Source organism: Comamonas sp. BIGb0152, from assembly GCF_024809975.1.
Lineage (GTDB): Bacteria > Pseudomonadota > Gammaproteobacteria > Burkholderiales > Burkholderiaceae_C > Comamonas.
Genome location: NZ_JANUDY010000003.1, coordinates 15,668 through 27,838, shown reverse-complemented (window position 1 = coordinate 27,838; position 12,171 = coordinate 15,668). Strand labels below are relative to the sequence as shown.

Genomic DNA, 12,171 nt, shown 5'->3' with positions numbered 1-12,171 from the left:
TGCTTGGTAGAACGCATTGGGTGGAGAGTCGCTCCACGTAAAAAGGTCGTCCAGCGCGATATTCGCTGCATGTCTGCAGCTCTATGGCTAATCAGTCGACCTGCTTCCCTTCCGTATCCCCAGCCTGCTGCCCCTGCACCAGCGCCCACAAGGCCTCTGCCGCCGGCGCCATCTCTGACCGCTGGCGGTACAGACGGATCTCCACCGGTACGTTCCAGCGGTCGTCGCCAGCAGGCACCAGGCTGCCGCTGCGCAGCTCTTCGGTGATAAGGCTGTGGGGGAGCCAGGCGACGCCTCGGCCTTCTAGCGCCATGGTCTTGAGCAGGGCAGCGTGGTGGGCGGTGAACACGACGGATACGCTTTGTGCCAAGCCCGGCTGGGGGGCGTGAAAGGCGTCGGCGCCTTCCGTAAACATGCCGCGCATGCGCGATCGCATGATGCGTCCCAGGCCCGAGGCTTCGCTGTAGGCGAGGACCGGGACGGCGCTGTGCTGGCCGATGCGGTGCTGCGCTTGTCCGGGGGAGTCGGGCGCGGCGGCGCTGACTGGGCGCAGCAGGTCATCGGACAGGCGCAGCACGGGGTACTGGCCTTCGTCCAGCCGGCCGGGCACGGCGGCGTGGCCATGGCACAGCACAAACTGCACGCGCCGCTGCAGCATCAGGTCTTCGCAGGCGAGTGAGCTGTCGCTCATCGTCTGGATCGGGCCCATGCGCAGCTGCGCCTCCATACCCACCAGCCAGCGCGGAAAGAAGGTGAGCGACAGCACATGGGTAGCGGCAAAGCGCAGGCTGGCGGCAGCCTGGTCATGCGCGGCGCGGGCCTTGATGCGGGCGGCCTCCAGGTTGGCCAGCACGTTTTGCAGCAGCGGCAAAAAGCGCTGGCCGGCGGGGGTGAGCGCCGCCGGATGGGCGCTGCGGTCAAACAGCTCGACGCCGACCCAGTCTTCCAGCGAGCGGATATGGCGGCTGAAGGCGGGCTGGGCGATGGCGCGGGCCTCGGCCGCGCGCGAGAAATTGCCGGTATCGGCCAGTGCCATGAAGTCTTCGAGCCACTCCAGATCTAGGGGGCGGTTGCCGGGTCCCATGGGGTTCCTTGGAGCCTACCTGGCTCGTAGATAGTTGTATGCGTTTCGGGTATTGGACAGTACAGACCCAGTAGGAAATGATGAACACCGTTGAACACCAGCACCCCTAACGGAGACAAAAAACATGCCTGCCATCGCGAATTATCGTGGAATTATTCCTGCCATCTCTTGCCCTTTCACCCCGGACCACCGCATCGACGAGCCCGCGCTGCGCAAGCTCGCATCCTGGCTGGCGGGGCACGAGGGGGTGGTGGCGATCATGACCAACGGCCATACCGGCGAGGTGTTCTCGCTCACGCCGGGCGAGCGCGCTGAGGTGACGCGCATTGTGGCCGATGAGCTCAAGGGCCGTATGCCGGTGATCTCGTCCATCGTCTGCGAAGGCCTGGCCGAGGCTGCAGCGCATGCCCGCGCTGCGGTGGAAGCCGGCGCCGTGGCGCTGGATGTGATGCCCCCGCACCACTGGCTGCGCTTTGGCTTCACGGCCGGCCACGCGCTGCAGTACTTTGATGCCATTCACCAGGCTGCCCCCAACGCAGACCTGGTCTGCCATGTGTACCCGGCATGGACGCGCGCCTCCTACTCGTCGCAATTGCTGGCCGATCTGGCCAAGTTGCCTTATCTGCAGGCCTTCAAGGTGGGCCAGCGCGACATGAACAAATACGCCCGCGACATCCAGGCGATCCGCGAGGCCGATGCCTCCAAGGCCATCCTGACCTGCCACGACGAATACCTGCTCGCCTCGATGGTGCAGGGCGTGGACGGCGCGCTGGTGGGCTTTGCGACGTTTATTCCGCAACTCATCATCGACCTGTGGAATGCGGTGAAGGCGGGCGACCTGAAGAAGGCGATGGAGGTGCAGGCCATCATCACCCCGCTCAAGGATGCCGTGTATGGCGGTGGCGAGCCCACCGGCGAGGCCCATGCCCGCATGAAGGGCGGCATGTACCTGGCCGGCGTGATCGATGACGCCACCGTGCGCCCACCGACTGAAGCGCCGAATGCGAAGGAGGTCGAAGTACTGCGCGCTGCCGTCAAGCAAGCCGGGCTGCTCAAGCGCTAAGCAGCCGTTGAAGTAGGGCAGGGGATTTTGAGCCCCTGCGCCCTGGGGTCAGACATCTAAAAAAGCCGACAGGAGACAAGACACCATGCAACGCCAACAATTCATCCGCACCGCGCTACGCAGCGCCATCGGCGCCGCCGCCTTGGCCCTGGCCACCAGCGGTATTGCGCAGACCTACCCGAACAAGGCCGTGCGGGTAGTGATCCCCTTTCCACCAGGCGGCACCCTGGATGTGGTGGGCCGCATGCTGGGGCAAAAGTTGTCCGAGCAGATGGGCCAGCCAGTGGTGATCGAGAACAAGCCCGGCGCCAGCGGCGTGATCGGCGGCGAGACAGTGGCACGGGCCCCGGCCGACGGTTACACCTTGCTGTTCAGCGCATCCACCCACGTGACGGCGCCGATGACGCTCAAGTCCGTGCCCTACAACGTCACGCAGGATTTTGCGCCGATTGCGCTGGTGGCCAAGGCACCGCTGTCGGTGGCCATCAACAAGAACCTGCCGGTGACCGATATCAAGTCGCTCATCGCCTATGGCAAGGCCAACCCCGGCAAGATGACCTTTGCCGTGGGCTCCATTGGCTCGGCCGGCCATCTGTCCACCGAACTGCTCAAGCGCGCGGGCGGGCTGGACTACCTGATCGTTCCGTACAAGGGCACGGCGCCTGCGTTTCAGGATCTGATTGGCGGGCAGATCGACGGCTTTATTGACCCGATCCTCGGCTCGCTCCAGTACCACAAAGGCGGCATGCTGCGCGTGGTGGCCGTTACCTCGGCCCAGCGCGTACCCAACCTGCCGGATGTGCCCACCGTGTCCGAGACCATTCCTGGTTACGAGTTCTACAGCTGGTATGGCCTCTGGGCCCCTGCCAAGACCCCGCCCGCGCTGGTGCAGCGCTTGAACGCCGAGGTCAACAAGGCCCTGGCCGACATGGGCCCCAAGCTCAAGGAGCAGGGCCTGCTGACCACCCCCGGCAGCGTGGACGACTTTGCCCAGTTCCAGCGCAGCGAGATGGCGCGTGCGCAGAAGATCGTCACCGAAGGGGGCATCCGTGCAGAGTGATGCCGGCCATGTGGTCGTGACCGGAGCGAGCAGCGGCATCGGGCGCGCCATTGCCCAGGCGCTGCTGGCGGCCGGCTGGCGCGTCAGCGGGTTCGATGTGGCGCAGGCCTCCATCGTGCATGGCAGCTACACGCATGTGCCGGTCGATCTGACCGACGGCGCCGCCATTGCGCGCGCCGCTGCAGGCTTGCCCGCTGTGGATGCGCTGGTGCATGCCGCTGGCGTGCTGCGCGTGGGCCCATTGGGCCAGCTCGACCATGACGGTGGCGCGCTGATGTGGCGCCTGCATGTGGGTGCCGCCACGCGCCTGGCCGACGCCATCGTGCCCGGCATGGCGCTGCGCGGCCAGGGCCGGGTGGTGTTTATCGGCAGCCGGGTGGCGCAAGGCATGGCAGGGCGCGGCCAGTACGCGGCCACCAAGGCGGCATTGATTGCACTGGCGCGCAGCTGGGCGGCCGAGGTGGCTGCGCAGGGCGTAACGATCAATGTGGTCTCGCCAGCGGCCACGGCGACCGGCATGTTGAACGACCCGGCCCGCGCCGGCAGCGCGCCGCGCCTGCCACCCATCGGCCGCTTGATCGAGCCGGCCGAGATCGCCGCCCTGGTGGGCTTTCTTCTGTCTCCAGCGGCGGCCGCCATCACCGGGCAGGACATCGCCATCTGTGGTGGCTCGTCCCTGGCCCGCTGATATTTCATCTTCCCATTTCCACTACCGATGACCACCATGAAGATCGTCAACATCCTCGAATCCACCCGTCCCATCAAGTCGGACATCCGCAACGCCTACATCGATTTTTCCAAGATGACCTTGAGCCTGGTAGCCGTGGTCACCGATGTCATCCGCGACGGCAAGCCTGTCATTGGCTACGGCTTTAACTCCAATGGCCGCTACGGGCAGGGCGCGCTGATGCGCGAGCGCTTTATCCCGCGCGTGCTGGAGGCCGAGCCCGGCAGCCTGCTCGATGAGACTGGCGAAAACCTGGACCCGCACAAGGTCTGGGCCCGCATGATGATCAATGAAAAGCCCGGTGGCCACGGCGAGCGCTCGGTAGCCGTGGGCACCATCGACATGGCTGTCTGGGATGCCACGGCCAAGATCGCCGGCAAGCCCTTGTTCCAGCTGCTGGCCGAACGCTATGGCAATGGCATACCCAAGCCGCGCGTGTTCGTCTATGCGGCTGGCGGCTACTACTACCCCGGCAAGGGCCTGGAGGCACTTCAGCGCGAAATGGAAAGCTACCTGGCGCGTGGCTACTCGGTGGTCAAGATGAAAATCGGCGGCGCTAGCTTGGCCGAGGACTGCGAGCGCATTGAATCCGTGCTGAAAATACTGGGACCGGGCCAGCAATTGGCCGTGGATGCCAATGGCCGCTTCGACCTGCAGACCGCCATCGATTACGGCAAGGCGCTGTCGCAGTACCCGCTGTTCTGGTACGAAGAGGCCGGTGACCCGCTGGACTACGAACTGCAGGCCAAGCTGGGCGAGGTCTACCAAGGCCCGATGGCCACGGGTGAGAACCTGTTCTCGATGCAGGATGCCCGCAACCTGATCCGCCACGGCGGCATGCACAAGGACCGCGACTGGCTGCAGTTTGACTGCGCGCTGAGCTATGGCCTGGTGGAGTACCTGCGCACCTTGGACATGCTCAAGGAACACGGCTGGTCGCCCAGCCGCTGCATTCCCCACGGCGGTCACCAGATGTCGCTGGCCATCGCCGCCGGTCTGGGCCTGGGCGGCAACGAGAGCTACCCCGACCTGTTCCAGCCCTATGGCGGCTTCCCCGATGGCGTCAAGGTAGACAACGGCTATGTCACCCTGCCAGCGCTGCCGGGCATCGGCTTTGAGGGCAAGTCCGATCTGATTGCAGAGATGCGGGCTTTGGCGTCTTGACCGGAGTGAGCGCCTGGCAGCAGCGAGCCGCAGCAGGCGGATGCGGCCCCGTTGCTGCGGCAGGTACTCACTCCCATCGCCAAAAGCTGGCCTCGACCTGCTTGGCTAATTAGAGATACCTTTAACGTGAAGACAGCGGGTTGCAGGTCTTGGCGAAGTTGTTGCTTGAAATCAGCCGGGGTGAAGTACTGCAGACTGTGGTGTGGTGCGGACGTACCTCGTTGCAGTGATTGCGCCAGGATTCGATCAGAACGACGGCCTCGCGGCGCGAACGAAACCCCCTCCAACGACAGACACCCGTCGCGGCACATACCGACCAGCGCCCATCCGATGGGCGAGGGTTTTGCAGTGCCTGGCTAACAGCGCTCTTCAGGCCACGCCGATGCGATTTCGACCACTTTCTTTGGCCTGGTACAGACCCATGTCTGCGCGCTGTATCAATGCAATGGGTTTGAGGTCTTGCTCAGGCACCATGGTGGCAACGCCGATGGAGACCGTCAGTGTGGCATCGGCTACCGGTGCAATATGTGCAATGGCGAGTGCCTGGACTGCGCACCGCACACTATTGGCGAGTGAGCATGCGCCTTCTTGCGAGGTATTGGGCAAAATGATAGCAAACTCTTCACCGCCATAGCGGGCTACCAGATCACCGGAGCGCGAGCAGGATTGTGCAAGGACCTGGGCCACGCTGCGCAGGGTTTCGTCGCCCATCACATGGCCGAAGCTGTCGTTATAGGATTTGAAAAAATCGACATCGATCATCAGTAGTGAGAGTTCAATTTTCTCTCGCCGTGCACGTTTCCATTCCAGGTCCAGGTGCTCATCGAAATGCCGCCGGTTTGACAAACCAGTCAAGCCGTCGAGTTTCGTCATACGCTGCAGCGCAAGATTGCTTTCTAGGAGTTGCTGTTGGCTCAGGCGCAAGGCTTGGTTTGCCAGGTCGCGTTGCTTCATCGCCAGATAGGCTCGGGAGTGGTATCGGAGACGTGCGATCAGCTCCACTGCATCCGGCAGTTTCACGAGATAGTCATTGGCCCCAACTGCAAATGCCTGGCTCTTGATCTTCGGGTCTTCCTTGGATGACAGAACGATGATGGGCAGGTCGCGCAATTTCTGATTGTTGCGATATTGGCTCACCAAGTCCAGACCATCAACACCGGGCATCACCAGGTCTTGCAGGATGACGGTCGGTTGGATGTGTTCAGCCATTTCAATGGCTTTGTTCGGGTCTCCGCAGTAGTGGAAAGACACGCCGATCTCTTGGCTCAGCATGCGCCGCACGGCCTCGCCGATGATGGCTTGGTCGTCCACGAGTAGAACTTTGACTTCAAGCTCGTCTGGCTCCCCGGCAGAGGTGTTTTCATCCAGAGTGGGAATATGAATCATGAATTTCTCTTTACCGCCATCCAGCGGCATAGTTCGGCCAAGCGGTTGGCGATGCGGTCCAGAGGCAGGACTTCCGCTGCCGCATCGATGGCAACGGCGGCCTTGGGCATGCCCCACACCACGCTGCTGGACTGGTCTTGGGTAATGGTGGCAAAGCCTCGCTCGCGCATGGCCTTGAGCCCATGTGCCCCGTCTCGCCCCATACCCGTTAGCAACACACCGATGGCATCACCTCGCCATTGCTCGGCAATGCTGTGAAAGAAAATGTCGATCGACGGGCGGTAAATTTGTGCGTCAGGCTTGAGTGAATACTGCAGGTCACCTCGGCGGCTCACCGTCAAATGCTCATTGCGGCCTGCCAGCAAGACCACGCCGGTCTGCGGTATCTCACCCGCCTGGACCAGGCGCACCGGCAGCGCGGACTCCCGCGCCAACCATTCGGCCATGCCCGCAGAGAACTTGTCGTCCAGGTGCTGAACCAGTACCACAGCGGCGTCAAGATCTTTAGGCAGTTCACGCAGCAACTGGTTGAGTGTGGCGGGCCCACCAGCGGAGGCACCGATGGCAATCAGGCAGGCGCGTTTCGCGCTCGTGCGCGTGGCTCGGTGGGCAACAGGCTGCGAGGGCGTGGCCAGCCAGGCGATGTTTTGGATCTTGCGCAGCAGCAGCGCTGGATTGAATGCGCTGCTGTTCGCCAATTCGGGCAGATGCACCACATCAAGGGCACCGTGGCCCAAGGCATTGAATGCCCATTCGGTATTGAGCTCGGACGCCAGATCCAGCAGCAGCAAAGGGCATGGCGCCTCATTCATGACACGTTGCGAGAAGGCCACTCGATCGGCGGTGCCCAGTTGCAGCAGCAGTAGCTCAGGGGGCGTGTCGCGACACAGGCGCAAGGCCTGGGTCTCGTCTTGTGCCACCCAGTGGATGTCGTGCAGCGGCTCCAAAGCGTGTTCGAGGCGTTGCACCAACTCAGGGGTATTAACCATCAGTCCAAGCTTCATTCAACCGCCTCGCCGATCAGCATATGTACTGCCTCCAGTAATGTTTCATCGTGAAAGCTCGATTTAGCAAGGTAGTAGTCGGCTCCCGCATCAAGGCCGCGTCTGCGGTCTTCCTCGCGGTCTTTGTAGGATACAACCACCACGGGCATGGACTGCAGTTGTGCGTCGCGCCTTACCAGGCCTACCAGCTCAATGCCATCCATGCGAGGCATGTCGATATCGGTTACCAGGAGGTCGTATTTTTCTGCACGCAGAATGTTCCAGCCATCGATGCCATCCACGGCCACGGTCACCTCGTAACCGCGCCCGATGAGCAGCTTGCGCTCCAGCTCACGCACGGTCAGCGAGTCGTCCACCACCAATACGCGTTTGCGCCGCAGTGACGGCCCTTCGGACAACCGTGCAACCCGTTCGACTTGGCCTGCACCCAATAGCTTGTCAGCGGAGTTCAGCAAATCATCCATATCAACGATAAGCACCGGACTGCCGTCATCGAGCAGGGCACCGGCCTCCACGCCGCGCAGCAGGCCTAGGCGGGTGTCGATGGGAACGACAGCCAGATTTTGTTCGCCGACAATCCTGTCTACCGCAATGGCAAGGCTTCGGTCGTGGTGCGGTATCAAAACCACTGGGAGCCCCAGCGGATCAGATTTGCCATGCGGCAGTTGTAAAAGCTGGTGGGCAGCGACCAGACCGATGGCGCGCTCGCGCACCCAGATATGTTGCTGGCCCTCCACCATGCTGATGGCGTCCGCCGGGATACGCAAAGTCTGTTCCATTTGCGCAAGCGGAAGCGCGTAGGCTTCTCCGCCAATCTCCACCACCAAGCAGCGCAGCATCGACAAGGTCAGAGGCAGTTGCAGCTGGAACACGGTCCCTCGCCCCTGTTGCTGGCGGACGCGCACCGTACCGCGTAGTTGACGCAGCGTGTGCTGGACCACATCGAGGCCCACCCCCCGGCCAGAGATCTCGCTGACTTTCTCGTTCACGCTGAAACCCGGCAGGAACAGAAAAGCCAGCAATTCCTCCTCAAGCATGTGCTGGGCCATCGCTTCGGTGGCCAGCTTGCGTGCGATGACTGCGGCACGTACACGAGCGAGGTCCACGCCTGCTCCATCGTCTTCAAGCTCAAGGACCAGGAGCCCAGCGGCATGCCGGGCCCGCAGTACCAAGTTGCCTTGTGCGGGCTTGCCGCTGGCCAACCGTTGCGCGGGGCTTTCAATGCCGTGGTCCACCGCGTTGCGCAGTAACTGGATCAGTGGTGCTTCCAGTGTTTCCAGTACGTCGCGGTCGCCTTGTATCTCTTCGCCCTCCAGATTCAGCCATACCTCTTTGCCAAGACTGCGACTCAGCTCACGCACCATGCGCGCCTTGCCTGCCATCAGATCCGCACAGGGGCGCATGCGCGATGCCAATACGGTGTCATACATGCGCTGGCTGCGCTGCTCAAAGGCCCAGCCAAAGCTGTCGAAAGCCGCTGTGTGTTGTTGCAACTGGCTTTTGGCTTCCAGCGTCCAGTGGTTCACATCGGATAGCAAGGACTTGGCACGAGGCGGTAGCTCCTGCCCCAGCAGCGCATCGCGCAACCCATGCAGGGATCGATCAAGATGGTCTTGCAGCCGTTTGAGCTGTGCCAACTCTTGGCCAAGGGACTTGGTGCGCTGTGCAGCCACCAGTGAGCGTCCCGCCAGATCGAGCAGATGGTCCAGGCGTTCGGCTGACACCCGCAGGATACGGTCATGCAGTTCACCGGCGGGCTCGGGCTCGTTGGTCTCAATGGGGGAGACTTCTTCCGGCAAGGCCGGCGTGAAGTCCGGCATGGCCTCTGGTGCCGGCGCATCTTGCTGTGTATCTTCTGCCAGGATTGCTTGCAGCGCAGGCAGCCCTTGCACGCTGATCCCTTCACTCAACTGCCGCAATGCGTCTGAAGCGCGTAGCAGGGCATCGATGCGTGTGGTGCTCAGGCGGACCTTGCCGCTCTGGGCCCAGACTAGCAAGTCCTCCATCCCATGGGCCAATGTCACAGCGACATCCAAGCCGACAATGCGTGCCGCACCTTTGAGTGAATGCGCTGCGCGCATGCAGGCCTCCAGCTGCGCGGGATCGGTAGGCTCACGCTCAAGTACCAGCAGGCAGGTATCCATGACCTGGGTTTGTGCCTGCGCTTCTTGACGGAACAACTCCAGCATGGAGCTGTCTTTGTAGGCATCAAGGCTCATGGCTTGACCTTTGGTCCATACATCGCGAGATGTGCCAGCGCTGTTGCTTGTTGGATCATCTAAGGCTCCTGGACAAGGCTTGCAACAGGCGATCAGCATGGAGCACCGTGATGCTGCGCTGCCGCCACTGCATCACCGCAGAGGCTAACTGGCTGACCGCAAGGCCACTGGCATGGCCGGTCTTTTGCAGCTTGGCAAGTGGAATCGCGTATATGCCTTCCACCGTCTGAACCTCCGTCACCAGTGGGCCACCCGGTGTGTCCAGTATCAGCATGTGGGGCCGGTCTTGCGGCGTGGTCTCGGTGGTCAGGCCCAATACCAGGTCAAGTGCCATACAGGGAACCAAGGTTCCCCGCACATTGCACAGTCCGCGCAGTGAACGGTTGCGGGGGTAAGGCAGTCCGTGAACGGGCACGGGCAACGCTACTTCTAGCAAAAGCGTTGAAGGCAGAGCCAACCAGTTTTGCCCAATGCGAAAGATCAGGACCGACAGTGTCTCGCCATCAGCCAGCGGGTCAGGTTGCTGGTCCTCCATGAACGAAGCCTCGTCCACCGTCTCCAGGTTCAGCTCATGCCGATCGAGCAGCAGAGCGGCAGCCTCGGCATAGCGCTCGCAGTTATGGCAATGAACATGCTGGAGCAGCCGCTCGCAGGAGCGGTCGCCGCGAACACCAATGCGCTGCCAGCAGGCGTCAATAGCTGGGGGCTCTAGCGCAATAAGGGGATCAGGACTTGCCGGCATCTTGGGTTTCTCTCTGCTTCAGCCGTTGCTGTAATCGTGCCGCCCCGCTGTGGTCGCCTTGTGTCACCAGCAGGGCTGCCAGGTGTGCCAGGGCTCGGCTGTGGTAGGGCTCAAGGTAAAGCGCTTTGCGGTAGTGGCGCAGGGCAGCCTCGGCCTGGCCCGCACCGTCACAGATCAAGCCCCACCAGAAGAACAACTCGGCGGACGGCCCATGCTGGGTCAACTGCTGTGCGCAGGCAGTGAGCGCCTCTGCGCTGCGTCCCGCATTGGCGAGCTCAGTGATTTTGCGCAGTCCAGCCGCTGCATCTCCCGTTGGCGGCGCTTCACTTTTGGCGGCTGGTGACGGCGCCATGGGGCGTACGGCCGCAGTGGCACGCAATGGCAAAGGCAAAGGCGCGCGCGGCGTGACCGCCGCAGGCAATACGGGGCGCGCTGGCACTGGGGGGCATGGCAGGGTACGGCGGCGGAACGCGAAACTGTGTGCGGCATCCAGCGATTCGAAGCCTTGTTGGCTGAGCATGCCTGCTTCGGCTGGCCCAGCGAACAGCAGTCCGTCGGCGCGCAGCCAGCGTTTGAGGTTGGTCAGCGCCCGCAACTGCGTGGGTCGGTCAAAGTAGATCAGCAGATTGCGACAAAATACGATGTCGTAGTCCGTCAGCGAAGGCGGCATGATGCTGTCGAGTATGTTCCCACACTGAAAGCGCACCACGGCGCGTAGCCTCTCATGGATGCGGTGGGAGCCATCCGCCTCACGTTGAAAATGCCGCTCGCGGATGCCTGGATCATCGCCGCGAAAGGCATTCACGCCATATTGGCCAAGGGTCGCATGTTCTATGACGCGCTGACTGATGTCCAGCGCATCGATCTGAAATTCGTGCGCCGCAAAATCAGCATCGAACATGGCGATTGCCATGGAGTAGGGCTCTTCTCCGCTGGAGCAGGGCAAGCTGAGCAAGCGCAAAGGTTGCCCGACAGGGAGTCGACGTTGTAGCGCCCGCGCCTGGGTGGTCAACAGCGAGAAGGATTCTGGGTAGCGAAAAAACCAGGTCTCAGGCACCACCATGGCTTCGATCAGTGCACGTTGCTCTGTCTGCGATTGGCGGATATGGCTCCAGTAGGCTTCTTCGTCCATGGAGTTGGCCTTCAACCGTTGCCGCATCGAACGCTCGACCGCCCCCCGGCCCAGCGTACTCGCGTCGAGTCCGATAAGCGATCTCAGGAGTTGTTCCAGTCGTTCAATCATGCTAGCTTGCCCTGGGGCGGGAACAGCAACTGGACCATATCCGGTGGCAACAGCCCTTCAATGGAGATGTGCTGAACCATGTCGCCCAAGCCTTGCGCCTGAACCGAGCCCAGGTAGGCGCCTCCCGCATCCAGCCCCATGGGCTTTTGCGCGGGGCTAGGCAGGCGCACCACCTGATTGGCCTTTTCAAGGATCAGGCCAAGGGATTGGGTCGACGAATAGTGCAGCAGCACCAGGCGGGTGTTGATGCTATGCCGGGCCTTTTGCCCAAACACACGCTGGCAAAGATCCAGCACCGGAATGATCTCCCCGTGGTAGGACAGCAAACCAGCCACCCAGGCGGGGGCCTCCGGCACATGCTTGAGCCGTTGCAAGGGCATGATTTTGCGAACCACGCTGGCAGGCAAGGCGTAACGATCAGCACCCAGGTTGAACAGCAGGTGCAGCGGTGCGGGCCCCGTTGCGGGAGTCAATGCCAC

At 62.4% G+C, this 12,171-nt stretch carries 11 protein-coding genes and 1 pseudogene; 4 read left to right on the top strand and 8 right to left on the bottom strand.

Annotated features, from left to right (window positions below):
* Positions 1 to 91: 91 nt before the first annotated feature.
* Entirely contained in the window at positions 92 to 1,084 is a 993-nt protein-coding gene (locus M2375_RS07015) for a LysR family transcriptional regulator (RefSeq protein ID WP_259164835.1), read from the bottom strand.
* 124 nt (positions 1,085 to 1,208) lie between these two features.
* On the opposite strand from M2375_RS07015, the gene M2375_RS07010 reads away from it, so the two are divergent.
* The 4 genes from M2375_RS07010 (at position 1,209) to M2375_RS06995 (ending at position 5,098) form a co-directional block, all read left to right on the top strand.
* The gene (locus tag M2375_RS07010) at positions 1,209 to 2,147 is read left to right on the top strand and encodes a dihydrodipicolinate synthase family protein (RefSeq protein ID WP_259164833.1); all 939 of its coding nucleotides are present in this window, start codon (positions 1,209 to 1,211) and stop codon (positions 2,145 to 2,147) included.
* Positions 2,148 to 2,232: 85 nt separating this feature from the next.
* Positions 2,233 to 3,207, top strand: a complete 975-nt coding sequence (locus M2375_RS07005) for a tripartite tricarboxylate transporter substrate binding protein (protein ID WP_259164830.1) — start codon at positions 2,233 to 2,235, stop codon at positions 3,205 to 3,207.
* Positions 3,197 to 3,895, top strand: a complete 699-nt coding sequence (locus tag M2375_RS07000) for an SDR family NAD(P)-dependent oxidoreductase (protein ID WP_259164829.1) — start codon at positions 3,197 to 3,199, stop codon at positions 3,893 to 3,895. The genes M2375_RS07005 and M2375_RS07000 overlap by 11 nt, the downstream gene beginning before the upstream one ends.
* Positions 3,896 to 3,931: 36 nt before the next feature.
* On the top strand, positions 3,932 to 5,098 hold the full coding sequence (locus M2375_RS06995; protein WP_259164828.1) for a mandelate racemase/muconate lactonizing enzyme family protein: 1,167 nt from the start codon (positions 3,932 to 3,934) through the stop codon (positions 5,096 to 5,098).
* 205 nt (positions 5,099 to 5,303) lie between these two features.
* Here the strand turns inward: M2375_RS06995 and M2375_RS22515 are convergent.
* The 7 genes and pseudogenes from M2375_RS22515 to M2375_RS06965 all read right to left on the bottom strand — a co-directional run.
* Positions 5,304 to 5,412 (bottom strand): annotated as a pseudogene (locus M2375_RS22515) (integrase core domain-containing protein); the annotation flags it as partial.
* Positions 5,413 to 5,467: 55 nt separating this feature from the next.
* Positions 5,468 to 6,484 carry a PleD family two-component system response regulator gene (locus tag M2375_RS06990; RefSeq protein ID WP_259164827.1) on the bottom strand — a complete coding sequence of 339 codons (1,017 nt, stop codon included), beginning with the start codon at positions 6,482 to 6,484 and terminating at the stop codon, positions 5,468 to 5,470.
* Positions 6,481 to 7,473 (bottom strand): chemotaxis-specific protein-glutamate methyltransferase CheB, encoded by a 993-nt coding sequence (gene cheB, locus M2375_RS06985; protein WP_310473165.1) that lies wholly within the window; start codon positions 7,471 to 7,473, stop codon positions 6,481 to 6,483. Before cheB ends, M2375_RS06990 begins: the two co-directional genes overlap by 4 nt.
* A gap of 11 nt (positions 7,474 to 7,484) precedes the next feature.
* Positions 7,485 to 9,707, bottom strand: a complete 2,223-nt coding sequence (locus M2375_RS06980; protein WP_259164825.1) for a hybrid sensor histidine kinase/response regulator — start codon at positions 9,705 to 9,707, stop codon at positions 7,485 to 7,487.
* Between the two features lie 55 nt (positions 9,708 to 9,762).
* On the bottom strand, positions 9,763 to 10,449 hold the full coding sequence (locus M2375_RS06975; protein WP_259164823.1) for a chemotaxis protein CheW: 687 nt from the start codon (positions 10,447 to 10,449) through the stop codon (positions 9,763 to 9,765).
* Positions 10,433 to 11,692, bottom strand: a complete 1,260-nt coding sequence (locus tag M2375_RS06970) for a protein-glutamate O-methyltransferase CheR (RefSeq protein WP_259164821.1) — start codon at positions 11,690 to 11,692, stop codon at positions 10,433 to 10,435. Before M2375_RS06970 ends, M2375_RS06975 begins: the two co-directional genes overlap by 17 nt.
* Complete coding sequence (locus M2375_RS06965; protein WP_259164820.1) at positions 11,689 to 12,171, bottom strand: chemotaxis protein CheW; 483 nt, start codon at positions 12,169 to 12,171, stop codon at positions 11,689 to 11,691. Before M2375_RS06965 ends, M2375_RS06970 begins: the two co-directional genes overlap by 4 nt.

Excerpts from the sequence above, each read along its gene's own strand:
- M2375_RS07015 (WP_259164835.1), bottom strand. The coding sequence starts at position 1,084 with ATGGGACCCGGCAACCGCCCCCTAGATCTGGAGTGGCTCGAAGACTTC.
- M2375_RS07010 (WP_259164833.1), top strand. The coding sequence starts at position 1,209 with ATGCCTGCCATCGCGAATTATCGTGGAATTATTCCTGCCATCTCTTGC.
- M2375_RS07005 (WP_259164830.1), top strand. The coding sequence starts at position 2,233 with ATGCAACGCCAACAATTCATCCGCACCGCGCTACGCAGCGCCATCGGC.
- M2375_RS06995 (WP_259164828.1), top strand. The coding sequence starts at position 3,932 with ATGAAGATCGTCAACATCCTCGAATCCACCCGTCCCATCAAGTCGGAC.
- M2375_RS06990 (WP_259164827.1), bottom strand. The coding sequence starts at position 6,484 with ATGATTCATATTCCCACTCTGGATGAAAACACCTCTGCCGGGGAGCCA.
- cheB (WP_310473165.1), bottom strand. The coding sequence starts at position 7,473 with ATGGTTAATACCCCTGAGTTGGTGCAACGCCTCGAACACGCTTTGGAG.
- M2375_RS06980 (WP_259164825.1), bottom strand. The coding sequence starts at position 9,707 with ATGAGCCTTGATGCCTACAAAGACAGCTCCATGCTGGAGTTGTTCCGT.
- M2375_RS06975 (WP_259164823.1), bottom strand. The coding sequence starts at position 10,449 with ATGCCGGCAAGTCCTGATCCCCTTATTGCGCTAGAGCCCCCAGCTATT.
- M2375_RS06970 (WP_259164821.1), bottom strand. The coding sequence starts at position 11,692 with ATGATTGAACGACTGGAACAACTCCTGAGATCGCTTATCGGACTCGAC.